Raw genomic sequence first — 22580 nt, forward strand, 5'->3', positions numbered from 1 at the left:
TTCAGTTGATCTTGACCAGGGCGCCCTGGACCGTGACGATGCCGGACGCCACCAGCTTGGCCTCCGCGTTGCCCTGGGCCTGGAAACTGGTCTGTGCCGTCTGCTTGATCTGCAATCCTTCGACCGTGACGTTGGCGCTGGCCTTGGCGGCGATGTTGGCCTGGGCCGTCAGGTTGATGCTGCCCTTGGCCTTCAGGGTCAGGTCGGCCGCACTTTCCAGGGTGATGCCGCCGGCGGCGAACGTCGCCTTGTTGCCGTTGATGTCCTTCACCGTGATGGTCTTGGCGTCGTCGTCCAGGCGGACGCTCTGCCCGCCCGGGGTGCTGACCTCCACCGCCTTCTTGTCCTCGAAGAAGTCGATGCGCAGCTTGGACGCGGTGACGATGGTCTTCTGGGTGTTCTTGGCCGTGGGCGGCACTGGCGGCGCCCGTCCCTTGCTGTACAGGCTGCCGACGATGACGGGGAAGCGGGGGTCGTCGTTCATGAACGCCACCACCACCTCGTCCCCCACCTCGGGATAGAATTCGGCGCCGAAGCCTTTTGAAGCGTAGAAACTGCCCAGCCGCGCCCACACGCCCAGCGTGCCGGTGGCCTGCAGCAGGGGAATGGTGACGTAGACACGGAATTCGCCCGCCGGATCGCCGTCGATCTTCTGCACCACGCCGGTTTGCAGGCCGCTGATGGGCGGCAACTGGCCGGCGGCGCCGGGGGCGGCGATGTCGGGCGCCGTGGCGGAGAACCAGTTGGGCGACAGGCCGAATTCCGTCGTCGTCAGCCAGAAGCCGTCGGTCACGTTGTGGTGCACGCCGGAGATGAAGGCGTCGCCGTTGAAACGGGCACCCACGCCGGCCAGGGTGATCATCGCCCCGACCTTGGCCAGCGCGCTGCCCTGGAAGGCCACGGCCCCCCGGATCTTGGACAGGCGCACCTTCATCAGCTCGGCCGAGGACCAGGCGGTCAGCTGCGCCGCGGGCAGGTCGCCACCGGTCTGCTGGGGGTATAGGCCAACCTTGAACACCTTGGCCAAGGTTTCGGACGAGATGTTGCCCGGCTCCGACACCGGGGCCGATGGCGTCGATGACTTGGCCAGCGCCTGCGCCGCCGGATCCCAGGCGAAGCTCTTGATGGCGCTGGGCGTGTATTGCGTGGCCGCGTCCATGTCCGCCTTGAAGTCCAGCATGGATTGGCCGTAGGTCACGGTCAGCACCGGGGCCGCACCGGTGTTGGGGGGCGCCACCGTCACCTTGGCGGCGTCCACGATCACCACCATGCTGTTCAGTTGGGCGCGGATCAGCATGAGGTCCCAGTCGGTGCAATAATACTGCACGATGACATCCTGCTGGCCCGATGTGGCGGTGACGGACTTGGACAGGCCGGCGTTGCCGATCAGCTTGCCGATCAGGTCGCTGTCGGTGGTCTTCTCATAGATGGCGTTGTTGCGCTCCAGCGTCATGGTGATGGCCATGTCGGTGGCCTCCACGATCAGCTTGGACGCCTCGTTCTCCGTCACCTCGACGCCTTGGCGGTAGATCACGCCGGTGAACACGGTGGTGCCCGGCGCGTTGTCGTATCCCAGCGTGATCGACAGTGTCGCGCCGGGGATCAGGCTGTCGCTCTCGCTGATGGGGAAGGTTTCCTCCGCGGGGCTGCCGTCGTACAGCACCAGCCGGGCCTTCGGGATCTTGTTGACACCCTTCCACACGTCGATCGACTGCACCTGCCAGGTGCTGTCCAGCGCCTTGCCGTTGGCGGTGATGGTATGGGTGGCCAGGGCACCGGCCGCCTGCAGGGGCGACGGCGCCGTCATGACAGGCCCTCCAGCAGGCTGGCGCTCTCGGATGTCGGGCCGGCCACGCGGCGGGAACAGCAGCTGGCTGCCAGGAACCAGGCGGCGGAAGTCGGTCAGGTTGTTGGTGGCCGCCACGCCCATGTAATACAGGCTGCTGCCGTAGATGCGGTGGCACAGGGCGGGCAGGGTGTCGCCGGCCGCCACCGTCACCAGGTGGCTGAGGTCGGGGGAATTCTTGTTGGCCTGCTTGGCCAGCTGGTTTTCGCTGGTGAAGCCCAGGAAGGTGACGCTGGCCTTGGCGCGCAGGGGCGTGCCGTCGGGCTTGAACAGCGTGTAGCTGATGTTCAGCGAGGACATGCGGCACTGGAACTGCAATTGCGCCCAGGACAGCTTCACATAGTTCGGGCTGTGGATGCGGCTGTTCATGTTCAGGACCAACGCCTGGAACTGCGCGATCAGGCCGGCCACGCCGTCGGCCGGCGCGTCCGATACGCCGGCCAGCGGGCTGGGCACCACGCCCGTGGCATCGAATACCAGGTCGAAGGAGACGCTGTCGCAGCCGACGCGGTTGAAGTCGGGCGAGGGGCCGTTGCTGCCCTGGGCCTGGCGGTTGTTGTAGAGGATCTTGAATTTATAGACGTAGGTTGCCGGATTGATCCACACGGTGAAGGGCTTGCCGACCGCGGTGTTGAAATCCGCGTCGGAATAGGCCGTGATGGTCATTTTTTCCAGGCTGCCCATCATGTCAGCGTGTCTCTGTCGCGCGCAGGACCGCCAGCACCCGGCGCACGCACCGGCTGACGATGTCGTTGATCTGGGTATCGTTCAGCGATGCGCCGTTCATCTCGCCCTGGTCGTCCCCCTCGCCGCCGCACTCCGACGATGAACGGCCCGATGCCTGGCCGCCGCCCTCGCGCACGGCCAGGCGGACGCCGATTTCGCTGATTTCCAGGGGCATGTCGCACCTCGCTTCCGCCGACCGGGGTCGGCGCTTGGTTTCAGGCATCGATCAGCAACGCCACCGACGCGACCATCGCCAAGGCCTCGTTCAGCGGGATGCGGGTGACATAGGCGTATGCGAACTCCAGCGATTCCGTCAGGACGGCGTTGGACGTGGAATTCAGCGGACCGGTGACCCAGCGCACGGGCCAGGCGCGGGTGAAGTTCCAGGCGACCAGGGGCAACTGGTTCTCCCCCAGCAGCATCACCACCAGCGTCTGGGTCAGGATGGGCTGGGACAGGGTGCTGCCGACCGTCTGCGCCGCCCATTCCGACAGGAAGGACGGTGCCGTGACGTAACCGCGCTTCAGCACCAGGTTGGGATAACGACCGACACCGGGTAGCTTGTGGACATAGCGGTTCTCCCCGCCCTCCTTCAGGTCCTCGACGTCGAACTTGGCCTCTATCCCGCTGACCTCCTGGAAACTGGCGTCCGCGCGGCTCAGCAGTTGCAGCGGGGTTCCACTGCCCGCCACTGCGACGGTGAAGTAGAACCCCGGTGCCGGGTAATAGGGGCCGCTGCCCAGCATGGGACCTTACGGCGCGGAGATGACCAGCGTTTCGTAGGCCACCTCCACGCTTTCCACGGCAACCTCGTTGCCTTCGGACTTCAGGTCGGTGCCGGTGACCTTGGTGGGCCAGGCGTTGTTCAGCGTCCACACCATCTTGGGCGCGCCGGTTTCGTCCAGCAGGTTGATGACCACCGTCTGGCGGGCGATGGTGTTCATCTTGATCTGGTTGAACCAGTTCCACAGGGTGGCGTCGTTGACGAAGATGCCCTTGCGCATGGTGACGTTGCTCACCTTGCCCAGGCCCGGCATCTTGATCGGGTAGAAGCTGGGGCTGTCCCCGTGCCGGTATTCGATGGGCCGCGCCTCGGAATCCAGGCCCGTCACCTCCTGGAAACTGACATTGTTGCCGCCGATCTGGACGGAGAAGTAGAATTTAGGAAGCGGCCAAATGTTGTTTTGCACTTCACCAGTCATGGTGTTCTCCTATTCTTCGCGGATGCGTGAAGGGCGCGCTTAGACGCCCTGCATCTTCTGGGTGAAGGTCAGTTCGATGAATTCCGCCGGATGGACCATCTGCAGGGTGACGGCGACGACCATATAGCCGTTCAGGATGTCCTGCCCCGTCATGGTGGAACCCAGGCCGCACTGCACCGAGAAGGCGTCGCTGGCCTTGTCGCCCATCAGCCCGCCCTGGGTCCAAAGCCCGGTCAGGAAGTTGGAGATCATGCCCGTGACCGTTACCCAGGTCTGGCCGTCGTTGGCGGCGAAGACAAAGGGCTGCAGCGCGGTCTTGATCGACTGCTCGATATAGACCAGCGTGCGGCGCACCTGGATGTAGCGATAGTCGTTGCTGTTGCCGTCCAGGGTGCGGGCACCCCACACCACCGTGCCGCGGTTGGTGAAGGCGCGCAGGATGTTGATGGCGTTGCCGTTCAGCGGGACGTTGTAATCGCCCTGTTCGGCATCGGTCACCAGCACCTCGGGCGCGATCACCGAGAGCATCGACATGTTGGCCGGTGCGTTCCAGACGCCACGGTTGGCGTCGTTGCTGGTCCAGATGCCCGCCATGGGGCCGCTGGCCGGCGCCGCGTTCAGCTTGTGGACCAGGATCTCCTCGACCTGCTGAAGCAAGGGCAGGGCGTTGCACAGGTACTGGTCCAGCGCCTGGATTTCCGCCGGCGTAAGCGGCACGGCCGGGGGCGTGGTCGGGAACGCCTCCGTCAACTTGGTGTCGACCTGTTTGTACTTGGCGGAGTCCTTCGTATAAAGATCGGCGTTCTGCTGCTTCAGCAGGCCCTCCAACTGATTGGTCCCCGCGGCGGGCGTGCCTTGCAGGTTCGTGTAGTCCACGTCGCTGACGGACAGGACGTTGGTTTGCAGGGCCGGGGCGTAGGCGGTGCCGTAGCTGAAGTTGGCCGACGCCGGCGCGATCGCGCCGTAGAAGGTGTCCTGCTGCGCGGCCAATCCGTCCTTGGTCCATGTCGACGGATCGGTGGCCCCCGGCAGGTCCAGGATCGCCACCCGGTCCTGAAGGGTGGCCGCCTGGTTCACCATGGCGCACACGACCTCCGAATAATCGGTCGCTACCTTCTTTGCCGCGTCATAGGGCAGCAGGCAGGCGTCGGGGACCAGCACCATGGTCGGCCCGACCTTGTCCTGGGCCACGGCCAGGCCGTCGAGCAGGGCTTGCTTGTCCACCGAGACGGGGGTGCCGGTGAACGGGGCCGTCGACTTTTGGCCGCCATAGTTGGCGACGGAGACGACGTAGCAGATGCCGCCGCCGTTGGCGTAGAACAGCTTTACGGCCGTGAAAAGATTGAAATGCCCCGTGGTGGTGGGGCTGACGGCGTAATAGCCGACGCCCGTGCCGTCCGGCTTGGCGGCCTCGAAGTCGAAATTAGCGTCCGCCGTGGAATCGGTGACGGCATATTGGACATCGTACGCATAGCCGAAATAGCTGTAGTAATCAGCCATCGAGGTCAACTCGACCGCCTGCATGTAGACTTGCTTAAAGCTGACAGGGTCGCGGGCGAAATCGGTATAGCCGATGAAGATGGGCACGGCGGTCGCCACGCCGACAATGGATGGCGGGAATGCCGGCAGTTCGGTCAGATAGACGCCCGGCGTGGTGCGGTTCCTCAAGCTCGACATGGTAACTCTCCTCCCCATGGGTCGAAAAATGACGGACGCGAGGCGGGGGGCCGCACGCCGGACTCAGACATAGACGAACATTTCGGACAGGCCGGCCGACAGCGGGTCGGGAATGGTCCCGCTGTCGTTGGGCCAGACCGGGGTGCTGGGGGCCGCCGGCAGGAAATCCATGCGGACCTCGCTCTCATGGCCATCCGGTGCCCGCCGGCGGCCGCGCAGGCGAAAGCGTTCCGGCGGGTGCTGCTTCAGCGGCAGGGTCGCGATGGCGTCCAGTACGGCCGCGACCTCACCCGTGGGCAGGCGCACGTCGTTCCGCCGGACGAACTCCATTCCCCGGCCCTCGATCTTCAGGTCGGACAGGATGCCGCCAGGGCTTTGCGACACCACGTAGTAGCGCCATTGCGTCGGGCGGGCTTCGAAGTACAGGTTGTATTGGATGTCGCCCACCCGGGCCGGATCGAACGGGTCGGTGGAGAACAGGGGCGGATAGGGATAGACGCCGTCGGCGTATTGGCTGTCGTCCGCGGGTTGGCTGAACAGGATGTCCAGGAAGTACAGGGGCGTCGGGCTGGCGATCGTGTAAAGGCGGTATTCCGCGGCCGGCGGCGGCGATTCCATGGTCTGGACCTGCAACTTGTACAGCCCCATGGGCAAGGACCCCAGGTTCACCTGCGCGTAATGCGGGGCGACATAGTCGTCCGGGGGATCGTCGGGCCGTATCTTCTGGCAGTGCACGACCTGGCCGGAGATGTCGTACACGTCGACGCACAGGGCGTCCGTCGGCACCGCCATGGGGAACTGCGGCCGGGTCACGAATTGCCAGTCGTCCCCCTGGTCGCAATGGAAGGTGGCCCGGATATCGCCGGTATCTTGGCCGGTCAGGCGATGGGATGTGTTGTTGCAGCCGTAGCCATTCAGGATCGTGGGGTTCAGGTCGATCGGCATGGCGGTGAGGCTGACGTAGCTGGTGACCATGGGGGTCACGGCGAATGAAAGCCGGGTCCAGTACTGGGGCTGGAGTGTCCGCGCCGTCGCCTCGGATTGGCCCGGCTCGTCTGGCGGACAGGTCGCGCAAGGGGGGGGATTGTCGATTGGCGCGCCCTGGCGCAGCAGATAATCCCGCAGCCACGTGATCCGCATTTCGTCGACATAGACGCTGAAGCCGGCCTGGTTGGGACGCATGACCAGGGCCTGGGATTGCATCAGTTCCATCGTCTCCGGCGTTGGGATGGCCTGGAGATCGGGGCACCGGTCATGGTTGCCGTTGTAGTAGCTGTGGAAAAAGTTGACGCTGAACAGATGCTTGAAGCGGCCGGCCGCGTACTCCGTGGCCATCGCCCGGACATCGGCCGCCGCCGCGCCCTTATCCTTGGAACCGGTGATGTATTGGAAGGACCAGTTCGGCAACCGCCTCATGTCGCCGTCCCCTCCAGGCGTTCCATCCGGCCTTGCGCATCGGTGCCGCGGGCGGGATAGGCCCGGGCCTGCATGGCGGTGGAGGCGAAGGGGATCAGGCGCAGCTTGTAGAACACACTGGGCAGATAGCGCGTGCCCAGCATGCCCATGACGTAGTTCACCGCCACGGGGTCCAGGCTGGTGAATTCCAATGTCACCTTGTCGACCACGGGATCCAGTTGCGGCGTGGTCGCATGGGTGAACCAGGGGTTCTGCTGGAAGAAGGCGATGGTGCGGGAAATGGCGGCCAAGCCTTCCGCATAATTGCGGTCGGTGAAATTGGCCATGAAGATCAGGTGCAGGTCGATATATAGCGGCGGTTGCACCACCGCGAAGCTGCCGCCCGTGCCCGGTTGCGCCGCCGTGTAACTGGCGATGACCGTTTCATGCGTGATGTTGTAGACGGTCATCACGACCTTGTCCCGGGTCAGGTCGCTTTCCTGGCCGCTATGGTCGACGATGTTCGACAGCACAATCCAATCGTCGCTGCGATGTCCCAGATTCATCAGGTATTGGTTGGCGGCCTGACGAATGGTCTCCAGCACGTTGCGAATGGCGTCCACGGGATATCGCTCGTTTTGCAAGGGACAGCGGGGGCATAGAAAAACAATCGGGCCAGCAGGCCCGTTGGTGCGCCATCGCAACGTGCGTCGGATTAGCGTTTCGAATGTTTATCACGTAAAAAGTGCATTTCAAAATCTTAATTGCTATTCTTATGACATATGAATGTGAAAACATTCTATCGACAGTATATAAGTGACTGGGCTAGTTTCGATCATCTGGCAGGGCTTCTCGCGCCGGTCGCCGCCAACGCCGGCGAACACGCCCTCAAGGGTGAGGGCCCTTACGGATCGTTCATTCCAGGCGGCCATTCCCGATGGCACCCATGCCTCATTCGTGAGAGGCTTTCATGAGTGGTGCGGGGAAATATTCAACGGCTTATCGGCGTTCGGCGCCATCGCTCAGGCAATATCCAGGGCGAACGGCACCGAGGATGGCCGCTTGTCGCGCCATCAGCACTCTGTTCGCATGGGCTCGGGCAAGTTTGAAATTTGGCATCGGTCCTCGACTGTTCTTGACCGTGTTGCTCTTCCTGGCAGTGCTGGGCGCGGCAGCGGTCGTCACAACCCGATGGAGCCTGCTCACTGGCGGGGCAGCATCGTCCCGTGTGCCCGAACCGGGCAGCCGAGAGTTGATCCGCGCTTTGGAGACATCTTACATCGGCCATGGCAGTTGGGCATTCCTGCCCAATGATCCGCAGGAACGTCGCGGTTGGCTGCGCGCCCGGCGGATTGAAACGGTGGGGGCGGGGGACCCCGGCAGGTTCGCCCGGACGTCCGGCACATTCGGCGACCGGATCGCACTGGTCGATGCCGATGGACACATTCTCAGCGGGGTGATGCCGGGACGTATCATCCGGGCGATCGGCTCGATCGATACGCGATCTCTGCCGGTGATCGTCGACGGCCGGGCAGTGGGCCACCTTGTCGTGGCCGGCGCGGACGATGCGGACGACACGCTGGCCGTGGCGTTCCTGCTTCAGAAAAGCGGTCGGCTCGGGGCGATTGCCGGTGGCGCCTTGCTGCTGGCCATCGTGTTGGCGGTCTTGCTGGCCGCCCATTTCCGCAGGCCCATCGGCAAGCTGGTGGAGGGGGCCCGGATGCTGGAAAGTGGTCGCTTCGATGCACGGATGGACGACAGCCGCCGTGACGAACTGGGTGAGCTGGCCCGCACCTTCAATCACATGGCCGCGCGCCTGGAACAGGCCGAGCTGGCGCGGCGGCAATGGGTGGCGGACACGTCGCATGAACTGCGCACCCCGCTCGCCGTTCTGCGCGCGCAGATTGAGAGCCTGGAGGACGGCATCCGGCTGTCCACGCCCGAAAATCTCCGGATGATGCTGACGCACGTGGAATCCATGACGCGGCGGGTGGACGATCTGTACGCCCTCGCACAGGCCGACAGGGCGCAACTGCGCTATGAGAAGCACCCCGCCGACCTTTGGCCGGTGATTCGATCGGTCGCCGACAGTTTCCGCGACCGGGCGGCGGTGGCGGCCCAGACGATCACGATCGATGCCCCGCCGCCCCAATCGACCGTGATCTGCGATGCCGACCGGATGCGGCAGGTGTTCGTCAATCTCTTCGAAAACGCGGTGCGATACACCGACGCCGGCGGGCACATTCAGGTTAGTGGATGGGTGGAGGGCGGATCCCTGCTGGTCACCATCGATGACTCCGCACCCGGCGTGCCTCAATCATCGCTCGGGCGGCTGGGTGAGCGCTTCTTCCGCACCGAACAGGCGCGCGCCGGCAGGCATGGCGGCGCCGGCCTCGGATTGGCGCTGGCGCGTCAGATCGTCGACGCGCATGCGGGCGGGATCGGCTTCGCCGCGTCCCCCCTGGGGGGCCTGCAGGCCAGGATCAGCCTGCCCCTGGTGCACCAATGAGCGACACGATCCTGATCGTCGAGGACGAACCCGACCTGGCCGCGCTGATCGCCGATTACGTTCGTGCGGCCGGCCATGAGGCGCTGGTGATGGGCGACGGGAAGGCGGCGCTGGCCCATATCCGGCAGCGGCGTCCCCGGTTGATCGTCCTCGACCTGACACTTCCCGGCCTCGACGGCATCGCCTTGTGCCGGGCCGTGCGCGAGAAATCGGACGTTCCGATCATCATGGTGACCGCACGGGTCGAGGAGATCGACCGGGTGCTCGGCCTGGAAACCGGTGCGGATGATTACCTGTGCAAGCCGTTCAGCCCGCGTGAACTCATCGCGCGGATCAAGACGGTCCTGCGCCGGTCCGCTGGCCAACGGGCCGACGCGCCGCCGGTCGAGATCGATGAGGAGATGCAGGTCGTCCGCATCCGGTCGCACGTGCTGGACCTCACGCCGACCGAGTATCGCCTGTTCGCGGCGATGGCGAAGCGACCGGGTGTCATCCTGTCGCGGGCACGCCTGCTGGACGTGGCCGGCACCGACAATCTCGACGTCACGGACCGGGCGATCGACAGCCATGTCAAGAACCTGCGCCGCAAGCTCAGCGCGCTGTTGCCAGGCGCGGACATCATCCAGTCCGTGTACGGCGTGGGCTATCGCGTCGAACTGTAGCCCACATCCATATTGCCTCCACAGTCCGCGTCCAGCGTGCCCTCATTCGATTGACGGATGAGGCGGCGGAAAATGGGCATGACATGGAAATGGAAGAAGGCGCTGGTGATCTCGACGGCTGTTATCGCGGCCATCGCCGTTACCGGCGGGATTGCCGGGTTCGCCGCGTACCGGTTGGGCTTGGGGCCGTTCGCGCCGTTTCAGGCCGACATGGCGATTGACCGCGCCGCGCGAACCGCGGTGATCGATGGCGCCGTCGCCGCTATCGAGCGCTACTACGTGTTTCCCGAAAAGGCCGCCCAGATGGCGCAGCACTTGGCGACCAGGATGGCGCAGGGAGATTTCGACGCGATCACCAGTGCGGAGAAACTGGCGCAGGTACTGACCGACAGCCTGCAAAAGGATACGGGCGACGCGCATCTCACGGTGCGTTACTTCGAGAAGCCAATCGCCGAATTGCCGCCGGGCCAGGACCAGACGCCTGAGGAGAAGGCGGAGGAGGAGAGCACCCAGAAGCGCCTGAATTACGGCTTTCAGACCGTGTCGCGGCTCAAGTCGAACATCGGTTACATCGATTTGCGCGCGTTCGGCCGGCCGGCGCAGGCCGCCGCGAAGATCGCCGGCGCGATGGCGCTGGTCAGCGATACCCGCGCCCTGATCATCGATCTGCGCGAATGCGAAGGCGGCGATCCCGACACGGTGATGCTGTTCGCGAGTTACCTCTTCGATGCGCCGACGCATCTCAACGATATCTATTGGCGCGACGAAAACCGTATTGAGGAACGGTGGACCCGGGCCAGCGTTTCAGGAACCAAATATGGTTCCACGCGCAGGGTCTATGTGCTGACCGGGGAAAACACGTTCTCGGCCGCGGAGGATTTCGCCTATGCCCTGAAAGCCAACCGACGTGCGATCATCGTCGGCACCTCGACCCAGGGCGGGGGCGCGCATCCCGGACAGCCGCGGCGGATCAACGCCCATTTCATGATTTTCGTGCCCACCGGCCGGGCCATCAATCCGGTCACGCAGACGAATTGGCAAGAGACGGGCGTGCTGCCGGATTTGCCGTCTTCCGAAAGCAAGGCTCTCGACGTCGCGCAGATCGAGATCTTGAAGGAGGTAATGGCATCCGATCCGGATCCCCGGGCAAGACAGGCCGCGAAGGAGCGCATTGCGGACCTTCGGTAGCCGTCCGTGAAGACTGGCCCATTATCGCTGAACCGTGCGGGGATCGCCGTCGGCCCCTGGAGACCGGTCTTGGTGCCTCCTTCTCCTCGGCGGCGATCCGCTCGACGGCCTCAACATCGAAGGGGCTGGCGGCTTTGGGATCAGGCGTCCGCAAACGGACACTGTCCGCATGCGAACAGATGGGGCATGGAAAATGATCTAGTCTTTCCAGTGTCTTGCTATCAGGCATGCCCCTTGCTTAACGATGCGGTATCGTTCGCGCCGAAGCTGGGGGAGCTGTCCTGTGCCCATGATCGTCCTGCCGCCATTCCTGCGTCGCCACCTGATGTTCACCCTGTTGAATTTGGCGGGCCTGGCGGCGGGCATCGCCGGCTTCCTGCTGGTCAGCCTGTACGTGGCGGGGGAATTGTCGGTCGACCGGGGCTTCACCGGGGCCGATCGGCTGTACCGGGTGGGCAGCACCCTGTCGGTGGGCGGCAACGTCATTGTCCATGGCGCCACCACGCCGCAGTTGGCCGGCACCTTGCCGCAGGACTTCCCGGAGGTGGAGGCCCTGACCCGCGTGGCGGAGGATGAGGTCGAGTTGCAGGATGGGGCGCGTGGCTTCCAGACGTCCCTGCTGTGGGCCGATCCCAACATGCTGCGGGTGCTGGATTATCCCCTGGCGCGGGGCGATGCCGCCACGGCGCTGGCGCGGCCCGACGGGCTGGTGCTGTCGCCGGCCCTGGCCCGCACCCTGTTTGGCGACGCCGATCCCATGGGGCGGACCCTGCGGGTCAAGGGTGGTGCGGTGCTGACCGTCACCGGCCTGCTGGCGCCCCTTCCCGAAACCCATCTGTCCTTCGCCGCCATCGCGGCGGACGCGGCGCGCGGCGCCCAGGACTGGGCCCACCATGCCGGCGACGAATGGGCCATGATCGGCGACACGGCGGTCTACATCCGCCTGACGCCCGGCACCTCCGCCCAGGGGGTGCAGGCCCGGCTGGCGGATTTCGTGAAGCGCCGGGCGGTGTTGACCTCCCTGCCTGAGGACATCCGCGCCGGCTTCCTGACCCTGCGGCTGGACCCGGTGCCGGACATCCACCTGCACATCAAGACCTTCAACCAGGCCAAGCCCGGCGGCGACGTCGGCACGGTCGGCATCCTGGCCGCCGCCGCCCTGCTGATCCTGGGCGTGGCCATCGCCAACTACACCAACATGGCCACGGCCCAGGCCATCGGCCGGGCGCGTGAGGTGGGCTTGCGCAAGCTGGTGGGCGCCCGCCGGCGGGAACTGGTGGTGCTGTTCACGGCGGAATCCGTGGCCCTGGCCGCCGTCGGCACCTTGCTGGCCCTGGCGGTGGTGGAGGTCTGCCTGCCAGCCTTCCAGGGGCTGGTGGGTCGGCCACTCAGCCCGGCCATGCTGTATCATGGTGGCCTGCTGCCCTTGCTGCTGGCCACGCCTTTGCTGGTGGGGGCGCTGGGTGGCTTCTATCCCGCCCTGGTGCTGTCGGGCTATCGCCCGGCGGAGGTGCTGAAGGGACCGGCCGGGGTGCCGTCGTCGGGCCGGCTGCGTGCCGTGCTGGTGGGGGCGCAGTTCGCCATTTCCATCGCCCTGGCCATCGCCACCCTGACGGTGCAGCGCCAGGTGGATCACGCGCGCGGCGCCGGGCTGGGTTATGCGGCGGAGAATTTGTACGTGGTGGGGCAACTGCCCCATGACGCCAATCGGGCCGCGACCCTGAAGGCGGAACTGGCGCGCCTGCCCGGCGTGCGCGCCGCCACCCTGGCCAACCTGGCGCCGGCCGACATCAGCCAGTTCATGGAAAAGGTGACGGTACCGTCCGGCACCCACGGCGCCACGGCTGGTGACGTGTACATGCCCAGCTACGGCGCAGATGGCGACTTCGCCGCCACCTATGGCCTGACGGTGCTGGCCGGCACCGCGCGGCCCGATGGCTGGAACCCCGACGGCAACAAGGACCGGCGCTATATCCTGCTGACCGAAACCGCCGCCCGGCGCCTGGGCTACGCCCATCCCGCCGACGCGGTGGGCGACCGCCTCATTGGCGAGGACGCGACGCTGGAGGTCGCGGGCGTCCTGGCGGACATCCGCTTCCGTTCCGCCCGCGACGCGGATGAGGCGCTGATGTTCACCCTGGGCCATGGCGGCGGCCTGCTGACCGTCCGCCTGGCGTCGGGGGACCAACCATCGACGGTGGCCGCCATCAATACTCTGGTGGATCGCCTGTACCCCGAAGCCGAACACCTGCAACGCGGTTTCGCCGACGACCGGATTGAGGCGATGTACCGGACGGAGGAGCGGCAGGCCAAGGTCTTCGCCCTGTTCGGCGGCTTGGCCATCGCGCTGGCCAATCTGGGCCTGTTCGGCCTGACCGCCCTGGCGGCCGCCCGGCGCACGAAGGAGATCGGCCTGCGCCGCGTGGTTGGCGCCCGGGTGCGCGACATCGTCTGGCTGATGGCCTGGCAGTTCGCGCGGCCGGTGCTGCTGGCCAACCTGGTGGCCTGGCCCCTGGCCTGGTGGGGCCTGCACCGCTGGCTGGGGCAATACGCCGTCCGCATCGACCAGGACCCCGCCACCTTCCTGGCGGTGGGCGGGACGGCCCTGGCGGTGGCGCTGGCCACGGTGGCGGTCCACGTGGCGCGCGTGGCCCATGCCTCGCCGGTGACGGCGCTGCGGTACGAGTGAGGGGCTGAGGAACATGACCATGAACACCCTACCGTCCTTCCTGCGCCGCCATCTGGGCTCCACCCTGCTCAGCCTGTTCGGGCTGGCGGTGGGCATCGCGGCCTTCCTGCTGGTCAGCCTGTACGTCGCCGATGAACTATCGGTCGATCACGGCTTCACCGGGGCCGACCGCCTCTATCGTGTCGGCGTGAATTTCAACATCGGCGGCAACACCATGGCGCTGGCCTTCTCGCCTGCCGACCTGGCCGCCACCCTGCGGGAGGACTTCCGCCAGGATATCGAGGCGGTCACGCGGGTGGAGTTCGACCGGCCGTCCCTGGGCGTTGACGACAATCGCTATTTCGAACAGCCGCTGCTGTGGGCCGACCCCAACGCCCTGCGGGTACTGGATTTCCCCTTGGAACAGGGGGACCCAGCGACGGTGCTGGCGCGTCCCGACGGCGTGGTCATCACGCGGGCGCTGGGGCGCATGCTGTTCGGCGACGTTGATCCCATGGGGCGGACCGTGCTGGTCCGGCATGGCGCGGCGCTGACCGTCACCGGCATTCTGGCGCCGCCGCCGCAAAGCCATCTGGATTTCGCCGCCATCGCCGCCGATGCCGGGCGCGGCGACAAGTCCTGGGCGCGGCAGGCCGGCACCCCCTGGTCCTCGGTACAGGAGGTCATGACCTATGTCCGCGTGGCACCGGGCGTTGTCGCCGGACTGGCCGCGCAGTTGCCGGCCTTCGTCAACCGCCACAGCCCGCCGTCGCCGGAGATGGTGGCTGCCGGCGTGGGCGACTTCCTGGTCCTGCGCCTGGACCCCGTGGGTGACATCTATCTGCGCGGCCGGGTGATCGGCGACCGGCAGTCCGGCGATGTCGGCACCCTTCGCATCCTGGCCGGCGTGGCCGTGCTGATCCTGGGCGTGGCCATCGCCAACCACACCAACCTGGCGACCGCCCAGGCCATCAATCGCGCACGGGAGGTGGGCATCCGCAAGCTGGTGGGCGCCCGCCGCCGGCAACTGGTGGCCCGTTTCACCGGTGAGGCGGTGGGTATCGCCGCCCTGGGCACGCTGGCCGCCCTGGCCGGCATGGAACTGTGCATGCCGGCCTTTCACCAGCTGGTTGGGCGGACGGTCAGCCTGGCGCCGCTGACCCAGGGCCGGCTGCTGCCGCTGCTGCTGGCCACGCCCCTGGTGGTGGGCGTGCTGGGCGGGTTCTATCCGGCGCTGGTACTGTCGGGCTATCGCCCGGGGGAGGTGCTGAAAGGCCGTGCCCAGGCGCCTGGGGCCGGCCGGGTGCGGTCGGTGCTGATGGTGGTCCAGTTCGCCATCGCCATCGCACTGACGGTCGCCACCCTGACGGTGCAGCGCCAGGTGGCGCACATGCAGTCGGCCGGCTCCGGCTATCGCACCGACAACCTGTATGTGGTGTCCAACCTGCCGACGGATCGGGCGGCGCAAGAGACATTGAGGACGGAGGTCCAGCACCTGCCCGGCGTGCAGGCGGCGTCGCTCTCCTCGGTGGCGCCCGCCACCCAGTCGGCCAGCCTGGCCGGCTTCGACCTGCCGGACGGCACCCGCAGCACCTTGAAGCAGGTGCGCGGCGTCTCATACTTCGGGGTGGATGAGGATTTCCTGGCGACCTACGGTTTGCGCCTGGTGGCGGGATCTGGTGCGCCGCCCGGCTGGCGGCCGGATGCCAGCGACGACAAGGACCCGCGCTATACCCTGATCACCGAGGCGGCGGCGCGGCAGATGGGCTATCGCCAGCCCGCCGACGCGATTGGGGAGCGGTTCCGCGACCGCAATGGCGAAGGCCGGCTGTCGGAAATCATCGGCGTGGTGGCCGACGTGCGTTTCCACTCCGTGCGCCAGACGGCGGAACCCCTGCTGTTCGACCTGCAAGGCGGGGGCAACAACCTGACGGTACGGCTGGCGGCGGGCGACCAGCCGGCGACCGTGGCCGCCGTCAACGCCCTGGTGGACCGTCTGTTTCCGGAAGCCGAGCATCTGCGCAGCGACTTCGCCGACCAGCGCGTCGCCGGCCTTTACCGGGCGGAGGAACAGCAGGCCAAGGTGTTCGCCACCTTCGGCGCGCTCGCCATCGTGCTGGCCAACCTGGGCCTGTTTGGCCTGACCGCCCTGACGGCGGCCCGGCGCACGAAGGAGATCGGGGTGCGCCGGGTGGTGGGGGCGGGCGTGGGCGACATCCTGGGCCTGCTGGCGTGGCAGTTCAGCCGCCCCGTGCTGCTGGCCAACCTCCTCGCCTGGCCGCTGGCGTGGTGGGGCCTGCACCAATGGCTGATCCAATACGCGGTGCGGGTGGACCAGGGGCCGGGCCCCTTCCTGGCGGCGGGGGCGCTGGCCCTGGCCGTGGCACTGGCCACCGTGGCCGGCCACGTCATCCGCGTGGCCAAGGCGCCGCCGGTGACGGCGCTACGGTATGAATGAGGGGGACGGGACATGAACGCCTTGCCCTCCTTCCTGCGCCGCCACCTGGGTTTCACCTTGCTGAACCTGGCTGGTTTGGCGGTGGGCATTGCCGCCTTCCTGCTGGTCAGCCTGTATGTGGCGCAGGAACTGTCGGTGGACCGGGGGTTCACCGATGCCGCCCGCCTGTACCGCGTGGGCAGCCAGTTCAACGTGGGCGGCCAGGCCATCCGCATGGTCTACGCCCCCACCGACCTGCCGGCGGCATTGCTGGAGGAGGTGCCGGGGGTGGAGGCCGCCACCCGCATGGAATCCGACCGGGTGATGTTGGGCGCCGCCGACCGTTTCTTCGAACAGCACCTGCTGTGGGCCGATCCCAACTTCCTGCGCCTGCTGGACTATCCGCTGGAACGCGGTGACGCCGCCACGGCGCTGGCGCGGCCGGACGGCATCGTCGTCACGCGGGCGGCGGCGCGCGGCCTGTTCGGTGACGCCGATCCCATGGGGCGCGTGGTCCAGGTGAAGAACGGGCCGGCGCTGACCGTCACCGGCATCCTGGCGACGCCGCCGCAAAGCCATCTGGCGTTCACCGCCATCGCCGCCGACGCGGCCCGGGGGCCGAAGTCGTGGGCGCATACCGCCGGCGGGCCCTGGACCGACATCCATGGGGCCGTGACCTACGTCCGCCTGGCCAAGGGCGTGTCGGCCGCCGCCGTGGCCGCCGCACTGCCCGCCTTCGTCGATCATCACAATCCGCCCAACCCGGACCAGGCCGGCGCCGGTCACCAGAACCTGTTGAGCCTGCGGCTGGATCCGGTGCCCGGCATCTACCTGCATGTCAAGGCGCTGGGCGACCTCACCGCCGGCGGCGACGTCGGGACGTTGCGGGTGCTGGGCGGCGTGGCGATGGCGATCCTGGGCATCGCCATCGCCAACTACACCAACATGGCCACGGCCCAGGCCATCAACCGCGCGCGCGAGGTGGGGGTGCGCAAGCTGCTGGGCGCGCGGCGGCGGCAACTGCTGGCCCTTTTCACGGGTGAGGCGGTGGCGCTGGCCGCCATCGGCACGCTGGCCGCGCTGGCCCTGATGGAGGTGACCCTGCCGGTGTTCCAGGCGCTGGTGGGACGGGATGTCAGCCTGGCGCCCCTGACCCATGGCTGGCTGTTGCCGTTGCTGCTGGTGACGCCCCTGGTCGTGGGCGGCCTGGGCGGCTTCTATCCGGCCCTGGTGCTGTCGGGCCACCGCCCGGCGGAGGTGCTGAAGGGCCGGACCCAGGCCCCCGGCGTGGGGCGATTGCGCGCGGCATTGGTGGTGGGGCAGTTCGCCGTGTCCATCGCCCTGATGGTGGCGACCCTGACGGTGCAGCGCCAGGTGGCGCATGTCCAGGCCGCCGGCCTGGGCTATGCGCCGGAGAATTTGTATGTCCTGTCCGACCTGCCGGGCGACGCCGCCCGCCTGGCCACCCTGAAGGCGGAACTGCGGCACCTGCCCGGGGTGCTGGACGCGGGATATTCCAACCTGGTGCCGGCGGCGACATCGGAAAGCCTGTCCAACCTCAGCCTAGCGGAGGACAGCCGCAGCACCCTGCGGGAGGCGCGCGGCATCGCCACCTTCACGGCGGATGAGGATTTCTTCGGCACCTATGGCGCCCGCTGGGTGGCCGGCGGCCTACCCCCCGGTTGGAAGCCCGCCCTGGAGGGCGATGCTGGTGTGCTTCTTTATGCCGTCGTGACGGAAGAGGCCGCCCGCCGCATGGGGTATGCCCGGCCCCAGGACGCGGTGGGGGAGCGATTCTATGCCGACAGCGCGCGCACCCAGGCTATCGAGGTCGCCGGCGTGGTGGCGGACATGCGGTTCCAGTCGGCCCGGCAATCCGACCAGCCGTTGGTGTTCGTCCTCAAGGCCGGGGGCGACAGCCTGACTCTGCGTCTGGCGGCCAGTGACCAGCACGCCACGGTGGACGCGGTGAACGCCGTGGCCGACCGGATTTATCCCGACGCCGATTACCTGCGCCGCGATTTCGTCGATCAGCGCGTGGCCGGCCTTTACGCGGCGGAGGAGCGTCAGGCCCGGATCTTCGCCACGTTCAGCGCGCTCGCCATCGTGCTGGCCAATCTGGGCCTGTTCGGCCTGACCGCCCTGACGGCAGCGCGCCGGACCAAGGAGATCGGGGTGCGCCGGGTGGTGGGGGCCGGCGTGGGCGACATCCTGGGCCTGCTGGCTTGGCAGTTCAGCCGCCCCGTGCTGCTGGCCAACCTCATCGCCTGGCCGCTGGCCTGGTGGGGCCTGCACCACTGGCTGATCCAGTTCGCCGTGCGGGTGGACCAGGGGCCGGGCACTTTCCTGGCGGCGGGGGTGATAGCCCTGGCGGTGGCGCTGGCCACCGTCGCCGTCCACGTCATCCGCGTGGCCAAGGCGCCGCCGGTGACGGCGCTGCGGTATGAGTAGGGACAAGCCGGGGGCGCATGTCATAATAGGGCATACCGCCGGACACGGGTTCCCCTCTGACATGCGCACCGTTCCGAATTCGCAGAACGACGGCAAGATCGTTGCCAGGATGGTCGATGGCGTTGCCGTCTTTGAGCCGGTGGGTGAAGCTGTCCGCCGCGCGCAGGCGTTGGTGCGTCGGTATATTCCGGAAGGTATGTCCTTGGTGGACGAGCTATCGGCTGACCGCCGGGCGGCGGCGGAGCAGGAATTGGGGACCAGTGGTTCCGCGCCGATTAGACCCCCGCCAGCCGCAGCAGCAGGGCGTTGGTCTCGGCCGGCTTCTCCAGCATGATCTGGTGGCCGCAGCGTTCCAGTTCCACGTAGGTGGCGTTGGGCAGGCGGTCGACCAGGTCGCGGGCGCCAGCGGGCGGGGTCAGGCCGTCGTTGGTGCCGGCCACCACGGTGACGGGCAGGGTCAGGTCCTTCAGCTTGGCCGGGTCGGGCTGCACCGCCTGGCCCATCAGCGCCTTCATCATGAACAGGCTGTTGCCCTTGGTCGCCTCCTCCTCGAAGGCCAGCAGCTCCGCGTCCACATCCGGATGCCAGGCCAGCGCCCGGAACTTGGCGGCGATGACGGGGCGCAGCCATTCCAGCACGAAGGGCGGCAGCCAGCCCAGCGGGTTGGCGCCCAGTTGCGCCAGGGGCGAAGGCGGACCCAGCAGCAAGGCCGCCGCCACCCGGTCCAGCCGACCCTCCGCCGCCAGATCCTGCAACAGGCTGAGCGTCAGGCGGCAGCCGTAGGAATGGGCCGCCAGCACGATGCGGCCCTGGCCGGGGGCGGGGCCGTAGGTGTCCAGCAGGTGGCGATAATCATCGACGATGCGGCTGCCCTCATAGGCCGCGTGGTCGCGCGGCTGCGGGCTCTGGCCGTGGCCGATGAAGTCCCAGGCGACGATGCGCACGCCGGCCCTTTTCAACGCCTGCCATTGGTGGCGCCACTGGTTCTTGTTGCCGCCGCTACCATGGGTCAGGAACACGGTGGTGTCGGCGCGCTCACCCCCCTCATGCACCACCACACTGAGCAGGGGGCGGCCGGGACGCAGGGCGATGGGCGCCGGGGCGGTCACCACGCGGGCCGTGGTGGTGGAGGCGTCGAGGGTAGCCGGCATGATGCGTCCCTTTAGGGGTTTGCGATTGAATGGAAAGGGGTGAAGGCGGAGTATCCGGCGCGTTCCTGCAGTCGAGAAAGCCTACCATGCCCGTGCCCGGACCCCGCAACGCCATCACCGACGTTCCCGGCCTGATGGTCGGCCACGCCACGGACGACCATGTCCAAAGCGGCGTGACCACCCTGCTGTGCCCCGACGGCTGGGCGGCGGGGGTGGATGTGCGCGGCGGCGGCCCCGGCGTGCGCGAGACCGAGGCGCTGTCGCCGGAAAACCTGGTGGGCCGGGCCCACGCCATCGTCCTGGCCGGCGGATCGGTCTTCGGCCTGGCCGCGGCCGACGGCGTGGTGGCGGCCCTGTCGCAACGGGGCCAGGGCCTGACCCTGCGGCCGGGCACGCCGGCCGTCCCCCTGGTGCCGTCCGCCGTGCTGTATGACCTGGCCAACGGCGGCGACAAGGATTGGGGACTGGTCCCGCCCTACCGTGACCTTGGCCTGCGCTCCGTCGAGGCGGCAACCACGGAGGTGGCCCAAGGTTCCGTCGGCGCCGGGCGCGGCGCCATGGCCGGCCTGGTCAAGGGCGGCATCGGCACCGCCTCCATCGATCTGGGCGACGGCCTGGTGGTGGGGGCGCTGGTGGCGGCCAACCCCGTGGGGTCCGTCCACATGCCGGACGGGCGCACCTACTGGGCCTGGCCGTTCGAGATCGGGGATGAGTTCGGCGGCCGCCGGCCGGAAGGTCCCATGGACATCACCGACCCGGTGCCGGCGCTGTCGCGCCTGGGCGTGCATGACCGCCCCACCCCGGGCGCCAACACCACCATCGCCATCGTGGCGGCCTCGGCCGACCTGACCACGGCGGAGTGCAAGCGGGTGGCGATGATGGCGCAGGACGGCATGGCGCGTGCCGTGCGCCCCACGCACACGCCGTTCGACGGCGACACCGTGTTCGCCGTGGCCAAGGGGGCCGCGCTGCCCGATGAAAGCGGCGTCCGTTGGGCGCGGGTGGCGCGCATCGGCTCCGCCGCCGCCGACTGTCTGGCCCGCGCCATCGCCCGCGCGGTGCATCACGCCTGAGGCTTTCAAGCCGCCAGCACCGGTGTCGCGGCCAGCAGGCTGGCGGTGTAGGGGTGCGACGGCTGGCTCAGCACCCGGGCCGTCGGCCCTTCCTCCACCACCCGGCCGCCCTGCATGACCAGGACGCGGTCGGTCAGGGCGCGCACCACGTCCAGATCGTGCGACACCACCAGATAGGCCAGGCCCAGCCGGTCCGACAGGCCGGCCAGCAGGTCCAGGATCTGGGCGCGGGTGGCGACGTCCAGGGCGGAGGTCGCCTCATCCAGGGCGATCAGGTCGGGTTCGGCGGCCAGGGCGCGGGCGATGGCGATGCGCTGGCGCTGCCCGCCGGAGAATTCATGCGGGAAGCGGTCGGCATCCGTGGCCGACAGGCCCACCTGTTCCAACAGGCTTTCCACCCGCTGGCGCGCCACCGCCGGCGGGGGCGGGTTATCCAGCAGGGCCAACGGTTCCGCCACCAGCCGTTCCACCCGCCAGCGCGGATCGAAGCTGCCCACCGGGTCCTGGAACACCATTTGGACGTGGCGACGCAGGGGGCGGCGGGCGGCCTCAGAGGCCGCTGACCACGCCTGGCCCAGCAACCGCACCTCCCCCGCCTGGGGGCTGTCGGCGGCCAGCAGGGTGCGCAGCAGGGTGGACTTGCCGGAGCCCGACTCCCCCACGATGCCCACGCTTTCACCCCGGTGGACGCTCACCCAGGCTTGGTCCACGGCGCGCAGATGGGCGGGTTTCGCCAGCCAGGAGGTGCGGGGCAGGGGATAGTCGCGCACGATGCCCTCCGCCGCCAAAATGGGTTGGCCCGTGGGCGTGAAGGTGTCAGGCCGGCGGCGATGCACGGTGGATGCGGCCAGCAGGGCCTGGGTATGGGCGGCTTTGGGCTGGCCGAACACCTCGACCGGCGTGCCCGTCTCCACCACGGCACCCTGGTGCAGGACCACCACCCGGTCGGCCACCCGCGACACCAGCGCCAGATCGTGGCTGACCAGCAGCAGGCCCAGGCCATCCTCCCGCACCAGGCCCATCAGCAGATCCAGGATGCGGGCCTGGGTGGTGACGTCCAGGGCGGTGGTGGGCTCGTCCGCGATCAGCAGCTTGGGCTTCAGCGCCAGTGCTGCGGCGATGGCCACGCGCTGACGCTGCCCGCCCGACAGCTCATGTGGACGGCGCGTGCGCGGGAAGCGGTCGGCGGACAGGCCCACGCGGGTCAGCACGGCGTCGGCGATGGCCGCCGCCTCTTTGCGCCCGGCCGTCCCGTGGATGCGCGCGGTTTCCGCCACCTGGTCGCCGATGGACAGCACCGGGTTCAGCGCCGTCATCGGTTCCTGGAACACCAGGCCGATGTCGCGGCCGCGCACGGCGTTCATCTGCCGCTCGGTCAGCCGGGTCAGGTCGCGGTCCCCCAGGCGGACGGCACCCGTGCGCGCCGCCGCCGCCGGCTCCAGCCCCAGGACCGACAGCGCGGTCATCGACTTGCCCGACCCCGACGCGCCCACCAGGGCCACGATCTGCCCGGCCTCCACGGCCAGGCTGACGGCTTTCAGGATGTCACGGTCGTCCAGCGACAGGCTGAGGTTCTCGATCTCCAGCAAGGCCAT

At 67.9% G+C, this 22580-nt stretch carries 16 protein-coding genes; 7 read left to right on the forward strand and 9 right to left on the reverse strand.

Features of this window, described 5'->3' with window-relative positions; genetic code table 11:
- Nucleotide 1 precedes the first annotated feature (1 nt).
- The 7 genes from vgrG to PW843_27790 form a co-directional block, all read right to left on the reverse strand.
- Nucleotides 2-2512, reverse strand: a complete 2511-nt coding sequence (gene vgrG / locus PW843_27760; GenBank protein ID MDE1150362.1) for a type VI secretion system tip protein VgrG — start codon at nucleotides 2510-2512, stop codon at nucleotides 2-4.
- Between the two features lie 22 nt (nucleotides 2513-2534).
- Entirely contained in the window at nucleotides 2535-2795 is a 261-nt protein-coding gene (locus PW843_27765; protein MDE1150363.1) for a DUF5908 family protein, read from the reverse strand.
- Complete coding sequence (locus tag PW843_27770; GenBank protein MDE1150364.1) at nucleotides 2788-3318, reverse strand: phage tail protein; 531 nt, start codon at nucleotides 3316-3318, stop codon at nucleotides 2788-2790. Before PW843_27770 ends, PW843_27765 begins: the two co-directional genes overlap by 8 nt.
- 6 nt (nucleotides 3319-3324) lie before the next feature.
- The gene (locus PW843_27775) at nucleotides 3325-3774 is read right to left on the reverse strand and encodes a phage tail protein (protein ID MDE1150365.1); all 450 of its coding nucleotides are present in this window, start codon (nucleotides 3772-3774) and stop codon (nucleotides 3325-3327) included.
- A gap of 39 nt (nucleotides 3775-3813) precedes the next feature.
- A complete protein-coding gene (locus tag PW843_27780) occupies nucleotides 3814-5451 on the reverse strand; it encodes a phage tail sheath subtilisin-like domain-containing protein (GenBank protein ID MDE1150366.1) in 1638 nt (545 codons plus the stop codon).
- Between the two features lie 63 nt (nucleotides 5452-5514).
- Complete coding sequence (locus PW843_27785; protein ID MDE1150367.1) at nucleotides 5515-6867, reverse strand: hypothetical protein; 1353 nt, start codon at nucleotides 6865-6867, stop codon at nucleotides 5515-5517.
- On the reverse strand, nucleotides 6864-7469 hold the full coding sequence (locus tag PW843_27790; GenBank protein ID MDE1150368.1) for a DUF4255 domain-containing protein: 606 nt from the start codon (nucleotides 7467-7469) through the stop codon (nucleotides 6864-6866). The genes PW843_27785 and PW843_27790 overlap by 4 nt, the downstream gene beginning before the upstream one ends.
- Before the next feature lie 482 nt (nucleotides 7470-7951).
- On the opposite strand from PW843_27790, the gene PW843_27795 reads away from it, so the two are divergent.
- The 6 genes from PW843_27795 to PW843_27820 all read left to right on the forward strand — a co-directional run bounded on the left by PW843_27795 (nucleotide 7952) and on the right by PW843_27820 (nucleotide 18761).
- Nucleotides 7952-9355 carry an ATP-binding protein gene (locus PW843_27795; GenBank protein MDE1150369.1) on the forward strand — a complete coding sequence of 468 codons (1404 nt, stop codon included), beginning with the start codon at nucleotides 7952-7954 and terminating at the stop codon, nucleotides 9353-9355.
- On the forward strand, nucleotides 9352-10017 hold the full coding sequence (locus tag PW843_27800) for a response regulator (GenBank protein ID MDE1150370.1): 666 nt from the start codon (nucleotides 9352-9354) through the stop codon (nucleotides 10015-10017). The genes PW843_27795 and PW843_27800 overlap by 4 nt, the downstream gene beginning before the upstream one ends.
- Nucleotides 10018-10095: 78 nt before the next feature.
- Nucleotides 10096-11205 (forward strand): S41 family peptidase, encoded by a 1110-nt coding sequence (locus PW843_27805; protein ID MDE1150371.1) that lies wholly within the window; start codon nucleotides 10096-10098, stop codon nucleotides 11203-11205.
- Between the two features lie 289 nt (nucleotides 11206-11494).
- The gene (locus PW843_27810) at nucleotides 11495-13894 is read left to right on the forward strand and encodes an ABC transporter permease (protein ID MDE1150372.1); all 2400 of its coding nucleotides are present in this window, start codon (nucleotides 11495-11497) and stop codon (nucleotides 13892-13894) included.
- 19 nt (nucleotides 13895-13913) lie between these two features.
- The gene (locus PW843_27815) at nucleotides 13914-16331 is read left to right on the forward strand and encodes an ABC transporter permease (GenBank protein ID MDE1150373.1); all 2418 of its coding nucleotides are present in this window, start codon (nucleotides 13914-13916) and stop codon (nucleotides 16329-16331) included.
- Nucleotides 16332-16343: 12 nt separating this feature from the next.
- Complete coding sequence (locus tag PW843_27820; protein ID MDE1150374.1) at nucleotides 16344-18761, forward strand: ABC transporter permease; 2418 nt, start codon at nucleotides 16344-16346, stop codon at nucleotides 18759-18761.
- A 275-nt stretch (nucleotides 18762-19036) separates the two neighbouring features.
- On the opposite strand, the gene PW843_27825 is transcribed toward PW843_27820, so the two are convergent.
- A complete protein-coding gene (locus PW843_27825) occupies nucleotides 19037-19912 on the reverse strand; it encodes an alpha/beta hydrolase (GenBank protein MDE1150375.1) in 876 nt (291 codons plus the stop codon).
- Between the two features lie 86 nt (nucleotides 19913-19998).
- Between PW843_27825 and PW843_27830 the strand changes: the two genes are divergently transcribed.
- The gene (locus PW843_27830) at nucleotides 19999-20985 is read left to right on the forward strand and encodes a P1 family peptidase (GenBank protein MDE1150376.1); all 987 of its coding nucleotides are present in this window, start codon (nucleotides 19999-20001) and stop codon (nucleotides 20983-20985) included.
- A 5-nt stretch (nucleotides 20986-20990) separates the two neighbouring features.
- Here PW843_27830 and PW843_27835 read toward each other — a convergent pair whose 3' ends face one another.
- Entirely contained in the window at nucleotides 20991-22580 is a 1590-nt protein-coding gene (locus PW843_27835; GenBank protein ID MDE1150377.1) for a dipeptide ABC transporter ATP-binding protein, read from the reverse strand.

The organism is Azospirillaceae bacterium (assembly GCA_028283825.1).
Classification (GTDB): Bacteria; Pseudomonadota; Alphaproteobacteria; order Azospirillales; family Azospirillaceae; genus Nitrospirillum.

Excerpts from the sequence above, each read along its gene's own strand:
- vgrG (MDE1150362.1), bottom strand. The coding sequence starts at position 2,512 with ATGACCATCACGGCCTATTCCGACGCGGATTTCAACACCGCGGTCGGC.
- PW843_27765 (MDE1150363.1), bottom strand. The coding sequence starts at position 2,795 with ATGCCTGAAACCAAGCGCCGACCCCGGTCGGCGGAAGCGAGGTGCGAC.
- PW843_27770 (MDE1150364.1), bottom strand. The coding sequence starts at position 3,318 with ATGCTGGGCAGCGGCCCCTATTACCCGGCACCGGGGTTCTACTTCACC.
- PW843_27775 (MDE1150365.1), bottom strand. The coding sequence starts at position 3,774 with ATGACTGGTGAAGTGCAAAACAACATTTGGCCGCTTCCTAAATTCTAC.
- PW843_27780 (MDE1150366.1), bottom strand. The coding sequence starts at position 5,451 with ATGTCGAGCTTGAGGAACCGCACCACGCCGGGCGTCTATCTGACCGAA.
- PW843_27785 (MDE1150367.1), bottom strand. The coding sequence starts at position 6,867 with ATGAGGCGGTTGCCGAACTGGTCCTTCCAATACATCACCGGTTCCAAG.
- PW843_27800 (MDE1150370.1), top strand. The coding sequence starts at position 9,352 with ATGAGCGACACGATCCTGATCGTCGAGGACGAACCCGACCTGGCCGCG.
- PW843_27805 (MDE1150371.1), top strand. The coding sequence starts at position 10,096 with ATGACATGGAAATGGAAGAAGGCGCTGGTGATCTCGACGGCTGTTATC.
- PW843_27810 (MDE1150372.1), top strand. The coding sequence starts at position 11,495 with ATGATCGTCCTGCCGCCATTCCTGCGTCGCCACCTGATGTTCACCCTG.
- PW843_27815 (MDE1150373.1), top strand. The coding sequence starts at position 13,914 with ATGAACACCCTACCGTCCTTCCTGCGCCGCCATCTGGGCTCCACCCTG.
- PW843_27820 (MDE1150374.1), top strand. The coding sequence starts at position 16,344 with ATGAACGCCTTGCCCTCCTTCCTGCGCCGCCACCTGGGTTTCACCTTG.
- PW843_27825 (MDE1150375.1), bottom strand. The coding sequence starts at position 19,912 with ATGCCGGCTACCCTCGACGCCTCCACCACCACGGCCCGCGTGGTGACC.
- PW843_27830 (MDE1150376.1), top strand. The coding sequence starts at position 19,999 with ATGCCCGTGCCCGGACCCCGCAACGCCATCACCGACGTTCCCGGCCTG.
- PW843_27835 (MDE1150377.1), bottom strand. The coding sequence starts at position 22,580 with ATGGCCTTGCTGGAGATCGAGAACCTCAGCCTGTCGCTGGACGACCGT.